This window comes from Cupriavidus sp. UBA2010 (assembly GCF_002335265.1).
In the GTDB taxonomy this organism is placed as follows: Bacteria; Pseudomonadota; Gammaproteobacteria; order Burkholderiales; family Burkholderiaceae; genus Cupriavidus; species Cupriavidus metallidurans.
In genome coordinates, this window is record NZ_DDCI01000033.1 from 211541 (window position 1) to 231880 (window position 20340).

Sequence of the window (20340 nt, forward strand, 5' to 3'; positions counted from 1 at the left end):
GAAGACTCGAGGAGATTGAGATGAGCCAGTTCGACAACGTATCCGTGGTCAAGAAGGCCAACCTGTATTTCGATGGCAAGTGCGTCAGCCACACGGTGACCTTTGCCGACGGCACGCGCAAGACGCTCGGCGTGATTTTCCCGGCCGCGCTGACGTTCAACACCGGCGCGCCCGAAATCATGGAAATTAATGCCGGCGTCTGCCGCGTGCGTCTGGCGGGTTCGGACGAGTGGAAGACCTATGGCGCTGGTCAGCAGTTTGACGTGCCGGGCAACAGCAGCTTCGACATCGAAGTGACCGAGACCCTGGATTACGTCTGCCACTTCGGTTAAGCCGTACTGAGAACTTTCCCCTCTCCCACGTTGTGGAAGAGGGGAGCAGACACCCTCTACAGAATCACCGGTTCCGGCTCGATCCGGACTCCGAAGTGCGCCTGCACTGCGTCCGCGATGCGGTTAGCCAGCGCCAGCAGCGCCGCGCCGGTTCCACCGCCGTGGTGCACCAGCACCAGCGCCTGTTTGCCGTAGACGCCAACTGGGCCGTCGTCGACACCCTTGAATCCACACTGGTCGATCAACCAGCCTGCGGCCAACTTGTAGCTGCCATCGGGTTGCGGATAGCTGACGAGGGCAGGGTGGTCGGCCAGCAGGGCATTGCGCAGCGCGGCGTCGACGACCGGATTCTTGAAGAAGCTCCCGGCGTTGCCGATCTTTGCCGGATCCGGCAGCTTGCGCGAGCGGATCGCGACGATCGCGTCGCGGACTTGCGCCGCATCGGGCGTGCGCACACCTTCCAGTTCACGCGCCAGCTCGCCGTAGTTCAGTACCGGTTGCCAGGTTTTTGGCAGCCGCAGCGTGACGGCGGTGATGATGTAGCGGTCGCGGCCTTCGCGCTTGAACAGGCTGTCCCGGTAGCCGAACGCGCATGTGTTCAGGTCGATCGTGACAAAGTCGCCGGATTGCCGGTCATAGGCACGTAGCCGGGCGAAGCGTTCGCGCAGTTCCACGCCATATGCGCCAATGTTCTGGATCGGGGCGGCGCCGGCCGTGCCCGGGATCAGCGCCAGGTTTTCCAGGCCAGGCATCCCTTCGTCGATCGTGCGGTTCACCAGCCCGTGCCAGGTTTCCCCGGCGCCGGCCGTGACGAGCCAGCTGGAATCATCCTCCGCCACGTCGTACCCGGGGATTTCCATCAGCAGCACACATGCATCGAGATCGCCGGTCAGCACCACGTTGCTGCCGCCACCGAGCACGACGATGGGCAGATTGCCGATCCGAGGGTCGGACAGGGCCGAAACCAGATCCGATTCGTTGCGAATATGGACGGCTAGGCGCGCGCGCGCATCGAACCCGAATGTATTGTGGGTGCGCAGGGGATAGAATTCGAGGAAATCTGCCATGCAAGGACGGGAAAAGCGGGCGCCGAAGCGGCGGAATGGCCTCCCCGGACTGAGAGGCAGGCCCGATTATACGTAACCGTTACGGACCGGCCGCTGCTTTGTGCCAGCGGCCATGCAATACCAGGAGAATTGAAATGCCGTCGTTTGACGTAGTGTGTGAAGCCAATATGGTCGAAGTGAAGAACGCCGTGGAGCAGGCCAACAAGGAAATCTCCACGCGTTTCGACTTCAAGGGTTCCGATGCCCGGGTCGAGCAGAAGGAGGGCGAGCTGATCGCCTTTGCCGATGACGATTTCAAGCTGGATCAGGTCAAGGACGTCCTGATCAACAAGATGGCCAAGCGCAACGTGGACGTGCGCTTCCTGGACTACGGCAAGGTCGAGAAGATTAGCGGCGACAAGGTCAAGCAGGTCATCACGATCAAGAAGGGCGTGACCGGCGATCTCGCCAAGAAGATCGTGCGCATGATCAAGGACAGCAAGATCAAGGTCCAGGGCAGCATCCAGGGCGATGCGGTGCGCGTATCGGGTACCAAGCGCGACGATCTGCAGGCGGTGATCGCCATGCTGCGCAAGGACGCCAACGAGGCGCCCCTCGACTTCAACAACTTCCGCGATTAAACGCGCCGCAGCCTGCAAACACGCAGTTCGCGGGCTGCCTTGCTGCGGCTATCGAGGCTACTTCGGCTGAGGCAGTCCGCCGATCTTCGCGCCCGGCTTGAGGCCCTTCTGGGCAAACCATCCCTTGTTCATTTCCAGCGCGTAGCGCACGGCCGCGCGCGGGCAGTGATTGTCCTCGGTCTGCGGCTTCATCTCCTCGATGTTCACGATGCTGCCGTCATCGGCCAGGAAGGCGATCGACAGCGGCAGGTCGGTGTTCTTCATCCAGAAACAGTGGCCGGCCTTATCCTCGAACACGAACAACATGCCGGCATTGGCGGGCATCGTCTTGCGGAACATCAGGCCGCGTTCGCGCGCCTCGGGCGAGGCCGCCACCTCCGCCTGGATGGCATACATGCCAGCGGTCAGCGGAATCACGGGCAGCGCGCTTTGTGCGTGGGCGAGCGTGGCCAGCACCGTGGTGCCTGCGGCCAGCAGAGTCTTGATCATGCGATGCATGGCGTTATCGGGAGTGAGTGGGTCGACTGCAGCCGAGAGCATAGCGCAGCGCGCGTGCGTCAGTCGTTCGCGCAATAAAAAAGGCAGGCCGTCGAAACGTGCCTGCCCTTCGCGTGAGCGCCGAACCGATGCCGGCGAGTCGCGCGCGAACTGCCTTACTGAGCAGCCGGAGCCGAAGCTTCAGTCTTCTTCGAGCTATGCTTCTTGCTGCTGTGATGCTTCTTGCTGGTGGACTTCGCGGGCTTGGCTTCCTTGGCGGCCGGTGCGGCAGCATCAGCAGCGGCGGGAGCCGAAGCCTGGGCGAAAGCGCCGGTAGCGAACAGACCAACAACCAGGGCAGCGATCAGTTTTTTCATTTGCGAGTACCTCGAGAATTTGTGTCCAGCATTTGGTGAGTGCGACGCGTAGTAGAACGTGTCACTCGAAAAACGAAGCGGCAAGGCTGGCCGTTGACGCCATATTTACTTGAATTTGTAACTGCGTCTTGCCGGTCCTGATGTCGGTGCGCGTTCAGGTCTTGCAGTCGAAACATGCGGATTGCTGCTTGAAAGTCCTAGTTTCGAGACATCTGTTTCGCACCATTGGCCGGGCATCAATCCCAGCTCCGGCAGTTTCAGATTGCCGATAGATATGCGGACGAGTCGAAGCGTGGGGAGCCCCACCGCGGCAGTCATGCGGCGCACCTGCCGGTTCTTGCCTTCGCGGATCGACAACTCGATCCACGTAGTGGGAATGGCTGCGCGATAACGGATCGGAGGATGGCGTTCCCACAACCATGCCGGCTCAGCGACGACGCGCGCCTTTGCTGGCAGCGTCTTGAAATCTCCCAGGTCCACGCCGGCGCGAAGGGTGGCCAGCGCGGCCTCGTCTGGAACACCTTCCACCTGAGCGAGGTACGTCTTGACGAGCTTGTGTCGCGGATCGGCGATGCGTGCCTGCAGCGCGCCATCGTCGGTGAGCAGCAGCAGACCTTCGCTGTCCGCATCAAGCCGGCCGGCAGGATACACGCCAGGCACGTCGACACAGTCCGCCAGCGTCGCGCGCGAGGGGTGCGCGGAGAACTGGCTCATGGTCTGGTAGGGTTTGTTTAGCGCGATCAGGGTCATGGGCGCGAAGTATGCACGAGCCGCCGAATCATTTGGCGTGCCCACGGCGTTTATGCATAATATGCGGATGCTCTTGGGTCTTATATAAGACTGACATGAAATGCCGAGCGAGATGTGATCGCGGCCGTTCACGTGGCGAATCCAATTCGCCCGTTACAATGCCTTGCACGACACAATCGCATTGCCGGGCTCTGCGGCCTGGTGCTGTCCTTACCCCCATCCGCAGTTGGAGACGAATATGTATCAGCACATCAAGGTGCCGGCAGGCGAGAAGATCACGGTCAACACCGATCTTTCGCTGAACGTGCCGGATAATCCGATCATTCCCTACATCGAAGGTGACGGCACGGGTGTCGATATCACTCCGGTGATGCTGAAGGTGGTGGATGCCGCCGTGGCCAAGGCGTATGGCGGCAAGCGCAAGATCTCGTGGATGGAGATCTACGCCGGCGAGAAGTCGACCAAGGTCTACGGCCCGGATGTGTGGCTGCCGGAAGAGACCATGGAAGTGGTCAAGGAATACGTGGTGTCGATCAAGGGTCCGCTGACCACGCCGGTCGGTGGCGGCATCCGCTCGCTGAACGTGGCACTGCGTCAGCAGCTCGATCTCTATGTCTGCTTGCGCCCGGTGCGCTATTTCAAGGGCGTGCCGTCCCCGGTGCGCGAGCCCGAGAAGACCGACATGGTGATCTTCCGCGAGAACTCGGAAGACATCTATGCCGGTATCGAGTGGGAAGCCGAAAGCGAAGGCGCGAAGAAGCTGATCGCCTTCCTGCAGAACGAAATGGGCGTGAAGAAGATCCGCTTCCCGGAAACGTCCGGCATCGGCATCAAGCCCGTCTCGAAGGAGGGCACGCAGCGCTTGGTGCGCAAGGCGCTCCAGTACGCGATCGACAACGACAAGCCGTCGGTGACGCTCGTGCACAAGGGCAACATCATGAAGTTCACCGAAGGCGGCTTCCGCGATTGGGGCTATGAACTCGCGCAGCAGGAGTTTGGCGCGGAGCTGGTCGATGGCGGCCCGTGGTGCAAGTTCAAGAATCCAAAGACTGGCCGCGATATCGTCGTCAAGGACGCTATCGCCGACGCATTCCTGCAGCAGATTCTGCTGCGTCCGGCTGAGTATTCGGTGATCGCCACGCTGAACCTGAACGGTGACTACATTTCCGACGCCCTGGCTGCCCAGGTGGGTGGCATCGGCATCGCGCCGGGCGCGAACATGTCCGATTCGGTCGCCATGTTCGAAGCCACGCACGGCACCGCGCCGAAGTATGCAGGCAAGGACTACGTGAACCCAGGTTCGGAAATCCTCTCCGCGGAAATGATGCTGCGCCACATGGGCTGGACCGAAGCGGCCGACCTGATCATTCGCTCGATGGAGAAGTCGATCCAGTCGAAGAAGGTCACGTACGACTTCGCCCGGCTGCTCGAAGGTGCGACGCAGGTGTCGTGCTCGGGGTTTGGTCAGGTGATGATCGACAATATGTAAGCGCGACGGCCACTCCGCCGGAGACAGGAAGCCCCGCAGATGCGGGGCTTTTTCACGTCTAACGGCCGACGTAGATCACCCGATCGTCGCGGCGTTGGCCTGATAGCGAAATTCGATTGGGGGCAAGGTCTTCGGTCCTTGCGTTGCGGATAGTCAGCCGCGAAGACGCCCAGCGGGCGAGCGGTCGGAATATCGACGGACGGTGGGAGTGAGCGCGAGGGGCGGAAAGCAGAACGCCCGGCACGAGGCCGGGCGTTCCATCGGATGCGTGGCGTACCGCCAAAAGCAGCGTGCCGCTGGCCGGCATTGCCGTACCGTGGCACTGGATCCCGTTCCGCGGGGGTACATCCCCCAGCATCCTGACGGACCGACGCGGCTCTGCGGCCGGTTCGGTCGCGGCGCACTCTTACTGGTTCGCGTCCTGGATGTTCGTAGCTTGCTTGCCCTTCGGGCCTTGCACGATTTCGAACACCACACGCTGGCCTTCCTTCAGCGTCTTGAAACCCGACATCTGAATTGCCGAAAAGTGCGCAAACAGTTCTTCCTCGCCGTCGTCCGGCTTGATAAAGCCGAAACCCTTGGCGTCATTGAACCATTTGACGATACCGCTTGCCATAAACTCCCCCAACGAAAAAGCAGATTTCAAGCGGGGAAACCGATGGCCAGCTGAAAAACACTTCGACGGGCTTCCAGCGTCGGCGCCCTGCGGCACCGGCAGCCAAAAGGTGCCGTATCGATGAGATTCGCGTGGTCGGCGCCCGGTTACCAGTCAAATGCTGGCATGCGGACGCATGAACGACGCCGGTCGTGGGCCTCCCCTGCTCACGGAATCATCCGGACTGACCTTGTTGCTTGGCTCGCGTGGCCATGCCCGAATGCGCGAACGATTCTTTCGGCAAACCTACATACTGTCAAGCTGGCAGAATCCCCACTCGGCGCGGGGTGTGGCGGGATTGAAACGGCCACCAGTGGTACCTTTGGCGCGGGGCGTACGGATTTTCCCGAATGCCCCGGACTGGTGCCAGGGAGCCGTCCCGCTCGTGTGCGGCGTGCTCCGCCAACGTGCGCCGAACGTCCTTTGTGTGGCGGGCCACGCAGAGAATTTACCGGGTGCGGGGCTTGAATAACAGCCCAGTTCCCCAAATTGCAGACTTGTGAACAAGGGTTAGAATAAAAGCCATGGCGACACGGCTGGCGAACACCCCCCAACGCGAAACGGGCACTGTCATCGAACGGAAGGAGCAGCAGCTCAAGCCGCCGGCGATGTACAAGGTGGTCCTGCTCAACGACGACTACACTCCGATGGAGTTCGTCGTGATGATCCTGCAGCAGTATTTCAGCAGGGACCGGGAAACGGCGACGCAGATCATGCTGACCGTCCACCGGGAAGGTAAGGGCGTTTGTGGTATCTATACGCGTGATATCGCGGCGACCAAAGTCGAGCTTGTATCAACCCATGCGCGGCAGGCGGGGCACCCGCTGCAGTGCGTGATGGAGGAAGCATGATTGCGCAAGAATTGGAAGTGAGCCTGCACATGGCCTTCGTCGAGGCTCGCCAGGCGCGCCACGAGTTCATCACCGTGGAACACCTGCTGCTGGCGTTGCTCGACAACCCCACGGCGGCCGAGGTGCTGCGCGCGTGCGCAGCCAACATCGAGGACTTGCGCACTAGTCTGAAGAACTTCATCGCCGACAACACGCCGGTCGTGCCCGGCACCGATGAAGTGGACACACAGCCGACACTCGGTTTCCAGCGAGTGATCCAGCGCGCCATCATGCACGTGCAGTCGACCTCCAACGGCAAGAAGGAGGTGACTGGCGCGAACGTGCTGGTGGCGATCTTCGGCGAGAAGGATTCCCACGCGGTCTACTACCTGCAGCAGCAGGGCGTCACGCGCCTGGACGTGGTGAATTTCATTAGCCACGGCATCCGCAAGGATCAGGCCGAGCCCGCCAAGCATGGCGACGGCAACGCCGAAGGCGAGGGCGGTGACGGCAAGGAAAGCCCGCTCGAGCAATACACCCAGAACCTGAACACGCTGGCCAAGGCCGGCAAGATCGATCCGCTGATCGGCCGCGAAAGCGAAGTCGAGCGCGTCGTCCAGGTGCTGTGCCGCCGCCGCAAGAACAACCCGCTGCTGACCGGCGAGGCCGGCGTGGGCAAGACGGCGATCGCCGAAGGTCTGGCCTGGCGCATCACCAAGGGCGAGGTGCCGGATATCCTGGAAAAGGCCGTGGTGTACTCGCTCGACATGGGCGCACTGCTGGCCGGCACCAAGTACCGTGGTGACTTCGAGCAGCGCCTCAAGGGCGTGCTGAAGTCGCTCAAGGACAATCCGAACGCGATCCTGTTCATCGACGAGATCCACACGCTGATCGGCGCGGGCGCCGCATCGGGCGGCACGCTGGATGCCAGCAACCTGCTGAAACCGGCGCTGTCGTCGGGGCAGCTCAAGTGCATCGGCGCGACCACGTTCACCGAGTACCGTGGCATCTTCGAGAAGGATGCGGCGTTATCGCGTCGATTCCAGAAGATCGACGTGGTCGAGCCTTCGGTAGACCAGACCGTGCAGATTCTGCGTGGCCTGAAGTCGCGCTTCGAGGAGCATCACGGCGTCAAGTACGCAGCCTCGGCGCTGACCGCGGCGGCCGAACTGTCGGCACGCTTCATCACGGACCGTCATCTGCCGGACAAGGCGATCGATGTGATCGATGAAGCGGGTGCGGCACAGCGCATCCTGCCGAAGTCGAAGCAGAAGAAGACGATCGGCAAGGCCGAGATCGAGGACATCGTGTCGCGCATCGCGCGTATCCCGCCGCAAAGCGTGAACCAGGACGACCGCAGCAAGTTGCAGACGCTGGAACGCGACCTGAAGTCGGTGGTGTTCGGTCAGGACCCGGCTATCGAGGCGCTGGCTTCGGCGATCAAGATGTCGCGTGCTGGCCTGGGCAAGACCGACAAGCCGATCGGCTCGTTCCTGTTCTCGGGCCCGACCGGCGTCGGCAAGACCGAAGTGGCCAAGCAGCTCGCGTTCATCATGGGCATTGAGTTGCTGCGCTTCGACATGTCCGAATACATGGAGCGCCACGCGGTGAGCCGCCTGATCGGCGCGCCCCCGGGCTATGTCGGTTTCGACCAGGGCGGCCTGCTGACCGAGGCCGTCACGAAGAAGCCGCACTGCGTGCTCCTGCTCGACGAGATCGAAAAGGCACATCCGGATATCTTCAACATCCTGTTGCAGGTGATGGACCACGGTTCGCTCACCGACAACAACGGTCGCCGTGCCGACTTCCGCAACGTGATCATCATCATGACCACCAATGCGGGTGCCGAGACGATGAACCGTGCCACGATCGGCTTCACCACCGCCCGCGAGCAGGGCGACGAGATGGCCGATATCAAACGGATGTTCACACCCGAGTTCCGTAACCGGCTCGATGCGATGATCAGCTTCCGTTCGCTGGATGAGGAAATCATTCTGCGCGTGGTGGACAAGTTCCTGATGCAGCTGGAAGAGCAACTGCACGAGAAGAAGGTAGATGCCAGCTTCTCGGAGAAGCTGCGCAAGTATCTGGCGAAGAAGGGCTTCGATCCGCTGATGGGTGCCCGTCCGATGCAACGTCTGATCCAGGACATGATCCGCAAGGCGCTGGCCGACGAGCTGCTGTTCGGCAAGCTTGTCAGCGGCGGCAAGGTCGCGGTGGACCTGGACGACGACGACCAGATCAAGCTGACGTTCTCCGAGGCGGATCCGGAGCCGCCCGAGGCGCCGGAAAGCGAGCAGCGCGCAGAAGTCTGAGCGTCTGACATATCAGCAAAATTGGATATCGGCCGGGTCATCCCCGGCCGTTTTTCTTGGGCGATTGTTCCAGCCTCGTGGGCTTTTGGGCGATCAGCGAAGGCATTGCCTGCAACGTGAGCGATCATCGGGCAAAATACGGGCGGGCGGCATGTCGCCCTTTCTTTTTTGTCACGCGGCCATGTGGCCGCACAGCTCAAGTCACCGATGTCCTCTCCAGACCGCATGCGGCTGCGCCGTCTGCTGCTCAAGACCTTGCCGATGGGTGCCGTGCCCGTCGCTTCGATCTCCAGCCTTGCCCGGGCGGCAGAACCTGCCTCGGGTGGCCGTCCCATTTCCATGGTGTTGCCGTTCCCGCCGGGTGGCAGCGTGGACATCGTTGCGCGCCAACTGCAGCCCGGGCTGAAGAGTGGACTCGGCCAGACCGTCGTCGTCGATAACAAGCCTGGCGCTGGTGGACTGATTGCCAGCAGCACCGTGGCGCGTGCCAAGCCGGATGGCAATACGCTGCTGATGGCTTTCGATACGCATGCGATCAATCCATTTGCGTACAAGAACCTGCCGTACGACACGTTCAAGGATTTCACGCCGATTTCCCAACTGGTGCGCTTCCCGCTGGTGATCGCCGCCAATCCGGCGCTTTCAGCCTCGAACGTGCGTGAACTCGTGGAATTGGCCCGCGCCAATCCCAAAGGCGTGCGCTATGCCTCGTCGGGCATTGGCAGCCTGAACCAGCTTGCCGCGGAAGCGCTGGCCACCGACGCGGGTGTCCAGTTCCTCCACGTGCCCTACAAGGGGGGCGGCCCGGCTGTGCAAGCCGTGCTGGCGGGGGAGGTCGACCTGTTCTTCAGCAGCTACGCCGCCGTGCAGGCCCACATCGCCGCCAAGACGATCAAGGTGCTCGGCGTGACCGGATCGAGCCGCATCAAACAGCTTCCGCAGGTGCCGACCGTGGCCGAGCAGGGCTTCAAGGGCTTCGAGGCCTACTCGTGGATCGGCGTTTTCGGCCCGGCTCATATGCAGCCCGATACCGTGACCCGCCTGCACGATGCTCTGGGCGTCGCAATTCGCCAGCCGAAGGTGGTTGAGGCGCTGACGGCTCAGGGTTTCGAAATTGCGGTTGGCACACCTGCCGACCTCGGCAACCTGGTGCGCCACGAGCATGACAAATGGCAGGCGGTGGCTCGCAAGGCCAATATCCAGTTCGAGTAAATGTCGAGTCAGCAATGAGCGGTCTGCCTGAACCTTTCGATCATGCCGTGGTGGTTTGCGGCGACCTGGACGCCGCGGTTGCCAACTGGCGCGCGTTGGGATTCACGCTGACGCCGCGCGGCTATCACACGCTAGGATCGCAGAACCACTGCATCATGCTGGCGCGTGATTACCTGGAACTGCTGCACGTCACCGCGCCGAGCCCGAGTCGTCAGTACTACTGGGGCGCCCAGCAGGGCGGGGATGGCTGCGCGGCCATGTCCTGCAAGAGCAGCAATGCGTTCGCCACGGCCGACCGCCTGCGTGCGGCGGGCTTCCAGCCGTCCGATCCGATCGAGTTCTCACGCCCGGTCCGGCTCGATGATGGCAGCGAGCATCCGGCCACGTTCCGCGTTACGGCACTTGATGGCGCGCCGGGCGCGCGCTACTTCGTCTGCGAACACCGCACGCCGGAGCTGCTGTGGCGCCCGGAATGGACTGCGCACGCTAATGGCGCTCGGGCCATTGCGGCAACGTATCTGGTGGTGGAGGCGGGGCAGGTGAGCGCGACGGCCGAGGCCTACGCTGTGCTGACGGGCGGGGCGATCATCGAGGCGACCGATGAGGCTGCCACGATCGCCATTGGCGACGCCAGGTTCGTGATCGTGGCGCCGCAGGCGCTGGCGGTTGCCACTGGCGCGCCGCAATTGCAACGCGCCGGGCGCGGCTATGCGGCCATCCGCCTTGCCACGTCCGACCTGGCTGGCGCGCGCGCTCACTGGCGCGAGCAGGGTGTCGAATCTATCGACCTGTCACCGGACGTCACGCTGATCCCGGCGACGCAGGCCAACGGTGTGGCCTTGATCTTCGAGCAGCACTGAAGTCTTTCTCCCTCTCTCGCTGTGCGTGAGGGGGAGAGCACTACTCTGGCTTTACGCCTTTGCGTGCGCGACGCCGGTTGACCCGAAGCCACCGGCACCACGCGTCGAATCCTCCGAGAATTCTTCCACCGTCGTGAATACCGGGCGCAGCACCGGCACGAACATCATCTGGGCGATACGCTCGCCGGGCTGGATCACGATCGGTTCGGTGCCGGGCGCGTTGCGGTTCCACACACTGACCATGATTTGCCCCTGGTAATCCGCGTCGATCACACCGATCGAATTACCGAGTACGAGCCCCTTCTTGTGGCCCAGACCCGAGCGCGGCACGATCGTGGCGCACATGTACGGGTTGGCCATATGCACCGCGATACCGGCCGGAATCAGTTGCGCAGGCGTGCCGGCCTCGATCGTGACCGGACCGTCCACGCAAGCGTGCAGGTCGATGGCGGCGGCCATGTCGCTCTGGTAGGCGGGCAGGCCCCAGTCATTCAGGCGGGCGTCGAGCACCTTGATTTCGACGGTCGGATTGGCGGCTACGGTCATGGAAGCGGTTTCCTGCAATGCGTGAAAGATGGGCTGGGCAGTCCGGCAAAAGCACGGACTGACCAAAGGCCGAATCATACCGCGCCGCGCCGGATGGCCTGGGGTCAGGCGGCCAGGTCGAATGCCTCGGCCAGCAACTGATAGGTGCGCAGACGCGCCTTGTAGGAGGCCGTCACGCTTAGCACGACCAGTTCGTCCGCCGCGAACCGGTCCTTGAGCGCCAGCATCCGCTCGGCAACCTGCTCGGGCGTGCCGCAGATCGTGCGCGGCCGTTCGTGCTCGATGATCATCCGGTCACGTTCGGTCGGCGTGAAGTCAGCCGCCTGCGCCAGCGAGGGAATCGGCGCGTTCACGCCATAGGCCATCTGCAGCCGGCGGATATCGACCGCGCGTTCCAGCGTCGCGGCTTCCTGTTCGGTATCGGCGCAGATCACGAAGATAGCCGCGGCGCTGTAAGGCTTATCCTCGTAGCCGGGCTCGAACACTTCACGATATTGCTGCGCCACCAGATGCCCGCTGTGCGCATTGATGAAGTGGGCAAACGCGAATCGCAGCCCGAGACGGGCGGCCAGTGCACCGCCGAAATCGCTCGAACCAAGCACCCAGAGTTCGGGTTTGGTGTCGATCACCGGCTGCAGCAGCACCCCTTCGGCCAGATGGTCGGGCGGGACTTCCCCGCGCAGCAGCCATACCAGGTCCTGCACCTGTTGCGGGAACTGGTCGCCACGGTTGTACTGCCCCATGGCCACCGCCTGCGCGGTGCGCATATCGCCGCCGGGCGCGCGGCCCACGCCCAGGTCGACGCGGTTCGGGAACAGCGCTTCGAGCATACGGAACTGCTCGGCCACCTTGAACGGGCTGTAGTAGGGCAGCATCACGCCGCCGGAGCCCACGCGGATGCGCTTCGTCGCGCTGCCCAGCCGCGCCAGCATGACTTCGGGCGCGGGATTGCAGACGCCTTGCAGACCGTGGTGTTCGGCGCACCAGTAGCGGGTATAGCCGAGATCGTCGGCCATCTGGGCCAGTTCGACGGTCGCAGCCACGGCGTCGCGCGCGGTATGGCCGGCGATGACCGGGCTTTGGTCGAGCACCGACAGGCGCAGCTTGGGGCGGGGTTGGCTCATGGCAGGCAGGGCGGCGGATTACACGGGTTTGCGCGGCAGACGCTGGCCGATTGCGGTGACAAGCTCGCGCGCCAGCGAGAGCTTGTCCGCGCGCGGCAGGCGCGTCATGCCGTTGGCATCGAACAGCACGATCTCGTTGTCGTCGAGACCGAACGTGCGATGGCCGATATTGCCGACCAGCAGCGGCACGCCTTTGCGCTTGCGTTTCTGCTCGCCGTATTGCTCCAGGTTCTCGCTCTCGGCCGCAAAGCCGACGCAATAGGGGGCATCGGCACGGGCGGCCACGGCAGCCAGGATGTCCGGGTTCTGCACGAATTGCAGGGTCGGCGTGTCGGTGTCGTTGGCCTTCTTGAGCTTCTGCTGCGCGACCTCCGCGGGACGCCAATCCGCCACGGCGGCCACGGCGACGAACACGTCGACATCGCGCAGTTGCGCCATGACCGCGTCGTGCATCTGCTGGGCGCTGCGCACATCGGTGCGTGTGACGCCACGGGGCGTGTCGAGCGCGGTCGGGCCAGCCACTAGCAGTACCTCGGCACCCGCTTCACGTGCGGCGCGCGCGATCGAGAATCCCATCTTGCCCGACGACAGGTTCGTGATGCCGCGTACCGGATCGATCGCTTCGAACGTCGGGCCAGCCGTGATCAGCACGCGCTTTCCAGCCAGCGGTTTGGGCTGGAAGAACGCGATCAGGTCTTCGACAAGTTCTTCCGGTTCGAGCATCCGCCCATCGCCGATTTCTCCACAGGCCTGGTCGCCCGTGCCGGGGCCGAGAATCATGACCCCATCGGCGCGTAGCTGCGCGGCATTGCGTTGCGTTGGCGCGGCGGCCCACATCTGCCGGTTCATCGCCGGCGCCACCAGCAGCGGGCATTCACGCGCGATGCACAGCGTGGTCAGCAGGTCGTCGCAGAGGCCGTTGGCCACCTTGGCGAGGAAATCGGTCGATGCTGGCGCGATCAGGATGGCGTCCGCCTCTCGTGAGAGGTCGATATGCGCCATGTTGTTGTCGATGCGGGCGTCCCATTGGGAGAGGAACACCGGGCGTCCGGAGAGCGCCTGCATCGTGACAGGCGTGATGAAGTGCGTTGCCGCTTCGGTCATCGCCACCTGCACCGTGGCGCCAGCCTTGGTGAGCAGTCGGACCAGCTCGGCTGACTTGTAGCAGGCGATGCCGCCAGTCAGACCAAGGACGATGTGCTTGCCGCGCAAATCCATGGGGAGAGCTCTTCAGGGAGACGGGAGTCTGCGCATGATACCGCTGGGAGAGGCGACGCGCTGGAAGGGATAGTTGGCTGGCGCCCTCTCCCGCTTGTGGGAGAGGGGCGTATGACAGGTGTCAGTGACGTCGCACGCGCCGCAGCTCGTCGACGATCAGCAGGATCGCCCCGAGCGTAATCGCGCAGTCCGCCACGTTGAATGCCGGGAAATGCGTGTTACGAAGATGGAAGTCCAGGAAGTCGATCACGTGGCCGTGGATGATCCGGTCGACCACATTGCCCACGGCACCACCAAGAATCAGCGATACCGCCAGGCAAAACAGCTTCTGTCCGGTATGGCGATAGAGCAGCCAGATGATGAACGCGCCGACTACCACGCCCAGCAGCGTGAAGAACCAGCGCTGCCACCCGCCCGCATCCGCCAGGAAGCTGAACGCAGCGCCCTTGTTATAGACCAGCACCAGGTTGAAGAAGCTGGTGACCGGGCGCGACTCGCCGTACTGGAACGAGCGCGTGATCACCACCTTGAAGAACTGGTCGATCATCACCACCAGCAGGGCAAAGGCCATCCACAGCCACGGCGTGACGTTGCTGCTGGTGCCCTTGCTCTTGCCGCGGGCCGGCGTCGAACGCGTCGAACGAGTGGACGATGCCATCAGGCGTGGCTCCTGTGTTCACCGGCGCCGAACAGGTTGCTGTCGCAGCGGCCGCAGATCGTCGGATGCTCGGGGTTGTGGCCCACGTCGGCGCGGTAGTGCCAGCAACGCTCGCACTTGGCGTGCTGCGAAGGCGTGACCGTCACCAGCAGGTCGCCGCCTTCTGGCGCCGGCGTGACCTTGGCGGCCGACGTCAGCAGCACGAAGCGCAGGTCGTCTTCCAGGCTCTGCAGCGCGGCCAGCACCGGACCGCCCGCGGCGATCGTGACTTCCGCCTGCAGCGACGAACCGATGTCGCCTTCCACGCGCACGGCTTCGAGCTGGCGCGTGACTTCGGCGCGCACGGTACGGATCTCGTGCCACTTCTGCAACAGCGTGTCGCCGTCGTCCACCGACGGGATCGCATAGTACGTGCTCGTGAAGATGGTGTCCTTGTGCTCGGTGCCGTGGGCAAAGATCTGCCATGCTTCCTCGGCCGTGAACGTCAGGAACGGCGCCATCCAGTGCAGCATCGCCTGGGTGATGTGATACAGCGCGTTCTGCGCGCCACGGCGAGCCTTCGAGTCAGCGGCCGTGGTGTACAGGCGGTCCTTCAGTACGTCCAGGTAGAAGCCGCCGAGGTCCTCGGAGCAGAACGTCTGCAGTTTGGCGACGACCGGGTGGAACTCGTAGGCCTGGTAGTGCGACAGCACCTCCTTCTGCAGGCGGTCGGTCAGCGCCACGGCGTAGCGGTCGATCTCGAGCCATTCCGACGCCGGCAGCGCGTGCTTGGCGTGGTCGTAGTCGGTCAGGTTGGCCAGCAGGAAGCGCAGCGTGTTGCGGATGCGGCGATAGCCTTCCACCACGCGCTTCAGGATTTCGTCGGAGATCGACAGCTCGCCCGAATAGTCGGTCGATGCCACCCACAGGCGAATGATCTCGGCGCCCATCTTGTTCGAGATGTCCTGCGGCGACACTGTATTGCCGACCGACTTCGACATCTTCCGGCCTTCGCCGTCGACCGTGAAGCCGTGCGTCAGCAGTGCCTTGTAGGGCGGCTTGCCATAGAGCATCGACGCGGTCAGCAGCGACGAGTGGAACCAGCCGCGATGCTGGTCCGAGCCTTCCAGATAGAGGTCGGCAAGGCGGCCATCCGGCAGGTCGGCGGCAGGATCGTACAGCTCGTCACGGTGCGAGCCGCGGATCACGGTCCAGTGCGTGGTGCCCGAGTCGAACCACACGTCGAGCGTGTCGCGGTTCTTCTCGTACTGCGCGGCTTCGTCGCCGAGCAGGTCCTTCGGGTCGAGCGTCTGCCACGCCTCGATACCGTGCTTCTCCACAAGCTTGGCCACTTCCTCGAGCAGCTGGGGCGTGCGCGGGTGCAGGGCGCCCGTTTCCTTGTGGATGAAGAAGGCCATCGGCACGCCCCACTGGCGCTGGCGCGAGAGCGTCCAGTCCGGGCGGTTGGCGATCATGTTGTGCAGGCGCTGCTTGCCCCACGCCGGGTAGAACTCGGTGGCCTCGATGCCAGCCAGCGCGGTTTCGCGCAGCGTCGGGCCGTTGTCCACCGGGTCCACGTCCATGCCCGCGAACCACTGCGACGTGGCGCGGTAGATGATCGGCGTCTTGTGACGCCAGCAGTGCATGTAGCTGTGCTCGTACTTGTGCGAGTTGAACAGGTTGCCCGACTCGCGCAGCACCTCGACGATCTTCGGATTGGCATCCCAGATCGACAGGCCGCCGAACAGCGGCAGCGTGCTGGCGTAGACGCCATCGCCCATCACGGGGCTGATGATGTCCGAATCCGGCATGCCGTGCGCCTTGCACGACTGGAAGTCTTCCACGCCGTAGGCCGGCGCCGAGTGGACGATGCCGGTACCGGTGTCGGTGGTCACGTAGTCGCCCAGGTAGACCGGCGACGTACGGACGTAGCCGGCATCCATTTTCGCCAGCGGGTGGTGGAAGCGCACTTCGGTCAGCGCGTCACCGCGCGCCGTGGCGACGATCGTGCCTTCCAGCGCGTAGGTCTTGAGTTGTTCTTCGACGCGATCCTTGGCCAGGATCAGGAAGCCACGCGGCGTGTCGACCAGCGCGTATTCCACCTCCGGGTGCATGTTCAGCGCCTGGTTCGACGGGATGGTCCACGGGGTGGTGGTCCAGATCACGATCCAGCCCGGCTTGCCTTCTAGCTGGGCCAGCGGCACATGGAATGCGTGGGCGATCTTGTCGGTCTCGGCGAACGGGAAGCCGACGTCGATCGACAGGTCGACCTTGTCCTTGTACTCGACCTCCGCCTCGGCCAGCGCCGAGCCGCAGTCAAAGCACCAATTGACCGGCTTCAGGCCGCGGAACACGTAGCCGCGCTCCATGATCTTGCCCAGCGCGCGAAGCTCGTCGGCCTCGTTGCTGAAGTTCATGGTCAGGTACGGGTTCTCCCAGTCGCCGAGCACGCCCAGACGCTCGAAGTCCTTGCGCTGGCGGGCGATCTGCTCGGTGGCGTAGGCGCGCGCCTTCGACTGGACTTCCTGCACCGGGAGACCCTTGCCGAACTGCTTTTCGATCTGGATCTCGATCGGCATGCCGTGGCAGTCCCAGCCCGGCACGTAGACGGCGTCCAACCCGGTCAGGCCACGCGCCTTGATGATCATGTCCTTCAGGACCTTGTTGACTGCGTGGCCGATGTGGATATCGCCATTGGCGTACGGCGGGCCGTCATGCAGCACGAATTTCTTGGCGCCATGGCGGGCGGCGCGGATCTTCTTGTAGAGCTGCTTGTCCTGCCATTGCTTTACCCATTGCGGCTCGCGCTTGGGCAGATCGCCGCGCATCGGGAACGGGGTATCCAGCAGATTGACCGGATACTTGCTTTTTTCAGGCTTGGCGCGTTTGTCGTCGGACATGGTTGATTCTCAAGGCAATTCGGTAGGGCGCGGCGCGTGCATGACCACCGCGCGTGTCATTCGGGGTGAGGCAGGGCGGGTCCCGGCCGCGGCTCGTGGATCGAGCGCGCTGCCGGCCGCTAGCTAATTCGGTCGGTGGCGGAGGTGGCGAAGTCGCGCCGGCCGGCATCCGGCGCGGTCTGGCCAAAGAATGCGCGCGCGTCGGCGGCATCCTTGGCGATGGCCGAGGTCAGCGCTTCGAGCGAGTCGTAGCGCTTCTCGTCACGCAGCTTCTTCATGAATTCCACCCGTATCAGCTTGCCGTACAGGTTTTCGTTGAAGTCGAAGAGGTGCACTTCCAGCAGCACGCGGCCGGCGTCCTCGACGGTCGGCCGCACGCCGATGCTGGCCACGCCGGGCACCGGGTGGTCGGCAATGCCATGCACCTGCACCACGAAGATGCCGTTCACGGCTGGGCGCTTGTGCGAGATCCGCAGGTTCAGCGTCGGAAACCCGAGGTCACGGCCGAGCTTGCGCCCATGGATCACGTGGCCGCTAATCGCGTAGCCGTGGCCGAGCAGCCGGCGCGCATGTTCCAGGTCGCCACCGGCCAGTGCCTGGCGCACGGCTGAGCTGGAGATGCGGATGCCGCCTTCGGAGACCGATCCCATCTGCTCGACATCGAAACCGAACTGCCGGCCGGCCTCCTGCAGATAGGAGAAGTCGCCGGCGCGCTTGGCGCCGAAGCGGAAGTCGTCGCCAACCAGCACCCATCGGGCGTGGAGGCCGTGCCAGAGCACGTTCTCGACGAAAGCCTGAGGCGACTGGGCGGCGAAATGCGCGTTGAAATGCTCCACCACCACGCGATCCACGCCGTTGCGGCGCAGCGCGTCGAGCTTGTCGCGCAGCAGGGCGATACGGGTGGGAGCGTGCTCGGGGGCGAAGAATTCGCGCGGATGCGGCTCGAATGTCATCACGCACAGCGGCAGGCCGCGTGCATCGGCGGCCGCGCGGGCGCGCGCGAGCAACGACTGGTGGCCGCGATGCACACCGTCGAAATTGCCGATGGTAAGCGCGCAAGGCGCCCGGCTTTCGGCATTGGGCAGACCGCGGAAGACTTTCACGAGGACGGCGGACGAGCGTTTTTGGGGAGGGTAGGAGCATACCATCACTGGCAATGCTCCCCCCTAAGAACCGTACGTGCGAGTTTCCCCGCATACGGCTCAAGCCTCTACAAAATGAATGAGTTAATCAAACACCGGCTTCACTGCAACTTGACCATAGGAGTGAACTTGGACATGACAGTCGGGGTGCACCAGAACTCGATTCCCTAGAGCGTCCGAGCCACCGGAAACCCGTGGTTCGATGTGATGGTCATGCCATCTTGTCTCTTTGGTTATCTTGCCTTGGCATACCGCGCATAAGCCCCGCTGGGACATGAACAGCTTTGCCCACTGCTTTCGGTACGACATGCTTTCTGCCATGCGTTCCTGCCGCAGTGTTTCGCCATACATTTCCTGCGCTGGGTCGAAGGGGTTGTAGTCCCCTCGAACCTTCTTGTGCCTCCGAATAGGCGTACTCGGTATCGAATACAACTCCATCCAGTAGCGTTCGCCAGCCTTACCCAAAACGTTGGTTCCAAACACCCAGTTCCGCATTCCGATTGAGGCAAAGTACTTCTTCCGCACCCACTCGGTATTCTTCCCTCGGTGTCGCCGTTTTGCCCACCTCCATAGACACCTGAAGATCAGGTGCTCCATTCGGGTGAACGCCGCCTTTGCAACCACTGGGCCGTGATACTGTGCCCAACCCCTCAGCATCGGGTTCAGCGTTCGGATCAGATCCTCCGGCTTTTTCCCATGGTGTGTCCTGATAACCTCCTTGGCCCTGCGATAGAACGCTAGTGCGTTCTTCTTGCTCGGCTTGATGAGCAGCGTTCCCGAATACTTCCGGAAATTCCACCCAAGGAAGTCAAAGCCATCGGCGATGTTCACGATTCGCGTTTTCTCCGGGGAAAGAGTGAGTCCCCGTACTGCTAGGAACTGTTCTACCCACGGCTTCACTTCGTGCTCCAAAACTTCCGGCGTATTGCCGGTGATCACGAAGTCGTCCGCGTACCGCACGACATTCACCTTTAGCCTGTTGGCCTGGACAGTCCCGAGTTTCGTTCGTAAGAACTTCATCAGGTCACGTTCCAGCCCATTCAGTGCCACGTTGGCCAAGGTTGGGGAGATGATGCCCCCCTGTGGTGTTCCAGCATCGGTCGCCTGAAACTGGCCTTGAAATACCACGCCAGCCTTCAGCCACTTCCGAAGGATTGCTTTGTCCATGGGGACATTGCGCTCCAGCCAGTCGTGGCTGATATGGTCGAAGCACCCTTTAATGTCTGCCTCCAGCACCCATTGGGCCGAAGCCTTTTTGGACAAGGAGACAAACAGCTGGGACATGGCATCCGCAGTCGAACGATTAATCCGAAACCCGTAAGAGTTCGGATCGCTCGTCCCCTCGGACACCGGCTCCAGCGCCAGCAGGTATAGCGCCTGCATGGCTCGGTCGTGCAGAGTTGGAATGCCCAAGGGGCGCTCCTTCCCATTCGCCTTGGGGATGTACACCCGCCTTAACGGCAGCGGACGATACCCCCGGCGCTTCAACCTCCCAATGGCTTCCCATCGAGCTTCAGGCGAGTCCCACGCAACGCGGTCGACACCAGCCGTCCGCGCCCCTTGGTTCATCGCCACTCGCCTTACCGCCGATGCCTTGGCAGAAAACGAGCGGGTCAGGGACCGTTGCAAGGTTTTCACCCTGCGCCAATCCCCTTCCTGTGTTGCCTTCGCAATTCGAATCTGCATTGCCCGAACATTCCGTTCGACGCGGCGCCAATTGATGTCGCCCCATCGCTGCGGGATGCCGGAGGGCGCAGATTCATCCTCACGGATCAATGCTTCCATGCTG

General features: G+C 63.0%; 19 protein-coding genes. 7 read left to right on the plus strand and 12 right to left on the minus strand.

Annotated elements, in window-relative coordinates; translation table 11 throughout:
• Positions 1–20 precede the first annotated feature (20 nt).
• Positions 21–332 (plus strand): pyrimidine/purine nucleoside phosphorylase, encoded by a 312-nt coding sequence (locus B2246_RS24760; protein ID WP_008644958.1) that lies wholly within the window; start codon positions 21–23, stop codon positions 330–332.
• 56 nt (positions 333–388) lie between these two features.
• On the opposite strand, the gene murB is transcribed toward B2246_RS24760, so the two are convergent.
• The gene (gene murB / locus B2246_RS24765) at positions 389–1399 is read right to left on the minus strand and encodes a UDP-N-acetylmuramate dehydrogenase (RefSeq protein ID WP_035884674.1); all 1011 of its coding nucleotides are present in this window, start codon (positions 1397–1399) and stop codon (positions 389–391) included.
• A 134-nt stretch (positions 1400–1533) separates the two neighbouring features.
• On the opposite strand from murB, the gene B2246_RS24770 reads away from it, so the two are divergent.
• Positions 1534–2019: a YajQ family cyclic di-GMP-binding protein gene (locus B2246_RS24770; RefSeq protein WP_008644954.1), complete on the plus strand. Its 486-nt coding sequence runs from the start codon at positions 1534–1536 to the stop codon at positions 2017–2019.
• Between the two features lie 57 nt (positions 2020–2076).
• Here the strand turns inward: B2246_RS24770 and B2246_RS24775 are convergent, their stop codons facing one another.
• The 3 genes from B2246_RS24775 to B2246_RS24785 all read right to left on the minus strand — a co-directional run bounded on the left by B2246_RS24775 (position 2077) and on the right by B2246_RS24785 (position 3623).
• On the minus strand, positions 2077–2517 hold the full coding sequence (locus tag B2246_RS24775; RefSeq protein ID WP_035884675.1) for a DUF192 domain-containing protein: 441 nt from the start codon (positions 2515–2517) through the stop codon (positions 2077–2079).
• 155 nt (positions 2518–2672) lie between these two features.
• Positions 2673–2873 carry a hypothetical protein gene (locus tag B2246_RS24780; protein WP_008644951.1) on the minus strand — a complete coding sequence of 67 codons (201 nt, stop codon included), beginning with the start codon at positions 2871–2873 and terminating at the stop codon, positions 2673–2675.
• Positions 2874–2978: 105 nt separating this feature from the next.
• Positions 2979–3623: a pseudouridine synthase gene (locus tag B2246_RS24785; RefSeq protein WP_035884676.1), complete on the minus strand. Its 645-nt coding sequence runs from the start codon at positions 3621–3623 to the stop codon at positions 2979–2981.
• A gap of 238 nt (positions 3624–3861) precedes the next feature.
• On the opposite strand from B2246_RS24785, the gene icd reads away from it, so the two are divergent.
• A complete protein-coding gene (gene icd, locus B2246_RS24790) occupies positions 3862–5112 on the plus strand; it encodes an NADP-dependent isocitrate dehydrogenase (protein ID WP_008644947.1) in 1251 nt (416 codons plus the stop codon).
• A 406-nt stretch (positions 5113–5518) separates the two neighbouring features.
• Here icd and B2246_RS24795 read toward each other — a convergent pair whose 3' ends face one another.
• The gene (locus B2246_RS24795; RefSeq protein ID WP_008644945.1) at positions 5519–5728 is read right to left on the minus strand and encodes a cold-shock protein; all 210 of its coding nucleotides are present in this window, start codon (positions 5726–5728) and stop codon (positions 5519–5521) included.
• Between the two features lie 563 nt (positions 5729–6291).
• On the opposite strand from B2246_RS24795, the gene clpS reads away from it, so the two are divergent.
• The 4 genes from clpS (at position 6292) to B2246_RS24815 (ending at position 10984) form a co-directional block, all read left to right on the plus strand.
• The gene (gene clpS / locus B2246_RS24800) at positions 6292–6618 is read left to right on the plus strand and encodes an ATP-dependent Clp protease adapter ClpS (protein ID WP_008644942.1); all 327 of its coding nucleotides are present in this window, start codon (positions 6292–6294) and stop codon (positions 6616–6618) included.
• Positions 6615–8912 carry an ATP-dependent Clp protease ATP-binding subunit ClpA gene (gene clpA, locus B2246_RS24805; protein WP_008644941.1) on the plus strand — a complete coding sequence of 766 codons (2298 nt, stop codon included), beginning with the start codon at positions 6615–6617 and terminating at the stop codon, positions 8910–8912. Before clpS ends, clpA begins: the two co-directional genes overlap by 4 nt.
• Before the next feature lie 207 nt (positions 8913–9119).
• Positions 9120–10124 (plus strand): tripartite tricarboxylate transporter substrate binding protein, encoded by a 1005-nt coding sequence (locus tag B2246_RS24810; RefSeq protein WP_011517444.1) that lies wholly within the window; start codon positions 9120–9122, stop codon positions 10122–10124.
• A gap of 14 nt (positions 10125–10138) precedes the next feature.
• Entirely contained in the window at positions 10139–10984 is an 846-nt protein-coding gene (locus tag B2246_RS24815; RefSeq protein WP_035884677.1) for a VOC family protein, read from the plus strand.
• 51 nt (positions 10985–11035) lie between these two features.
• Here B2246_RS24815 and dut read toward each other — a convergent pair whose 3' ends face one another.
• The 7 genes from dut to ltrA all read right to left on the minus strand — a co-directional run bounded on the left by dut (position 11036) and on the right by ltrA (position 20336).
• Positions 11036–11530, minus strand: coding sequence for a dUTP diphosphatase (dut, locus tag B2246_RS24820; protein ID WP_008644936.1), 495 nt, complete (start codon positions 11528–11530; stop codon positions 11036–11038).
• Positions 11531–11634: 104 nt separating this feature from the next.
• The gene (locus B2246_RS24825; protein WP_035884678.1) at positions 11635–12654 is read right to left on the minus strand and encodes an LLM class flavin-dependent oxidoreductase; all 1020 of its coding nucleotides are present in this window, start codon (positions 12652–12654) and stop codon (positions 11635–11637) included.
• Positions 12655–12672: 18 nt separating this feature from the next.
• On the minus strand, positions 12673–13872 hold the full coding sequence (coaBC, locus tag B2246_RS24830) for a bifunctional phosphopantothenoylcysteine decarboxylase/phosphopantothenate--cysteine ligase CoaBC (RefSeq protein WP_008644932.1): 1200 nt from the start codon (positions 13870–13872) through the stop codon (positions 12673–12675).
• Positions 13873–13993: 121 nt separating this feature from the next.
• Complete coding sequence (gene lspA, locus B2246_RS24835) at positions 13994–14530, minus strand: signal peptidase II (protein ID WP_035884679.1); 537 nt, start codon at positions 14528–14530, stop codon at positions 13994–13996.
• Positions 14530–17409, minus strand: coding sequence for an isoleucine--tRNA ligase (ileS, locus tag B2246_RS24840; protein WP_035884680.1), 2880 nt, complete (start codon positions 17407–17409; stop codon positions 14530–14532). The genes lspA and ileS overlap by 1 nt, the downstream gene beginning before the upstream one ends.
• A gap of 119 nt (positions 17410–17528) precedes the next feature.
• The gene (locus tag B2246_RS24845; RefSeq protein ID WP_035884681.1) at positions 17529–18512 is read right to left on the minus strand and encodes a bifunctional riboflavin kinase/FAD synthetase; all 984 of its coding nucleotides are present in this window, start codon (positions 18510–18512) and stop codon (positions 17529–17531) included.
• Between the two features lie 123 nt (positions 18513–18635).
• Positions 18636–20336, minus strand: a complete 1701-nt coding sequence (ltrA, locus tag B2246_RS24850; protein ID WP_035884682.1) for a group II intron reverse transcriptase/maturase — start codon at positions 20334–20336, stop codon at positions 18636–18638.
• Positions 20337–20340 lie beyond the last annotated feature (4 nt).

Bases quoted from the DNA above. Each gene is read 5' to 3' on its own strand.
- ileS (WP_035884680.1), bottom strand. From the start codon at position 17,409: ATGTCCGACGACAAACGCGCCAAGCCTGAAAAAAGCAAGTATCCGGTC.
- B2246_RS24825 (WP_035884678.1), bottom strand. From the start codon at position 12,654: ATGAGCCAACCCCGCCCCAAGCTGCGCCTGTCGGTGCTCGACCAAAGC.
- lspA (WP_035884679.1), bottom strand. From the start codon at position 14,530: ATGGCATCGTCCACTCGTTCGACGCGTTCGACGCCGGCCCGCGGCAAG.
- B2246_RS24815 (WP_035884677.1), top strand. From the start codon at position 10,139: ATGAGCGGTCTGCCTGAACCTTTCGATCATGCCGTGGTGGTTTGCGGC.
- B2246_RS24760 (WP_008644958.1), top strand. From the start codon at position 21: ATGAGCCAGTTCGACAACGTATCCGTGGTCAAGAAGGCCAACCTGTAT.
- coaBC (WP_008644932.1), bottom strand. From the start codon at position 13,872: ATGGATTTGCGCGGCAAGCACATCGTCCTTGGTCTGACTGGCGGCATC.
- dut (WP_008644936.1), bottom strand. From the start codon at position 11,530: ATGACCGTAGCCGCCAATCCGACCGTCGAAATCAAGGTGCTCGACGCC.
- B2246_RS24795 (WP_008644945.1), bottom strand. From the start codon at position 5,728: ATGGCAAGCGGTATCGTCAAATGGTTCAATGACGCCAAGGGTTTCGGC.
- clpS (WP_008644942.1), top strand. From the start codon at position 6,292: ATGGCGACACGGCTGGCGAACACCCCCCAACGCGAAACGGGCACTGTC.
- icd (WP_008644947.1), top strand. From the start codon at position 3,862: ATGTATCAGCACATCAAGGTGCCGGCAGGCGAGAAGATCACGGTCAAC.
- B2246_RS24780 (WP_008644951.1), bottom strand. From the start codon at position 2,873: ATGAAAAAACTGATCGCTGCCCTGGTTGTTGGTCTGTTCGCTACCGGC.
- murB (WP_035884674.1), bottom strand. From the start codon at position 1,399: ATGGCAGATTTCCTCGAATTCTATCCCCTGCGCACCCACAATACATTC.
- B2246_RS24775 (WP_035884675.1), bottom strand. From the start codon at position 2,517: ATGCATCGCATGATCAAGACTCTGCTGGCCGCAGGCACCACGGTGCTG.
- B2246_RS24810 (WP_011517444.1), top strand. From the start codon at position 9,120: ATGTCCTCTCCAGACCGCATGCGGCTGCGCCGTCTGCTGCTCAAGACC.
- B2246_RS24770 (WP_008644954.1), top strand. From the start codon at position 1,534: ATGCCGTCGTTTGACGTAGTGTGTGAAGCCAATATGGTCGAAGTGAAG.
- ltrA (WP_035884682.1), bottom strand. From the start codon at position 20,336: ATGGAAGCATTGATCCGTGAGGATGAATCTGCGCCCTCCGGCATCCCG.
- clpA (WP_008644941.1), top strand. From the start codon at position 6,615: ATGATTGCGCAAGAATTGGAAGTGAGCCTGCACATGGCCTTCGTCGAG.
- B2246_RS24785 (WP_035884676.1), bottom strand. From the start codon at position 3,623: ATGACCCTGATCGCGCTAAACAAACCCTACCAGACCATGAGCCAGTTC.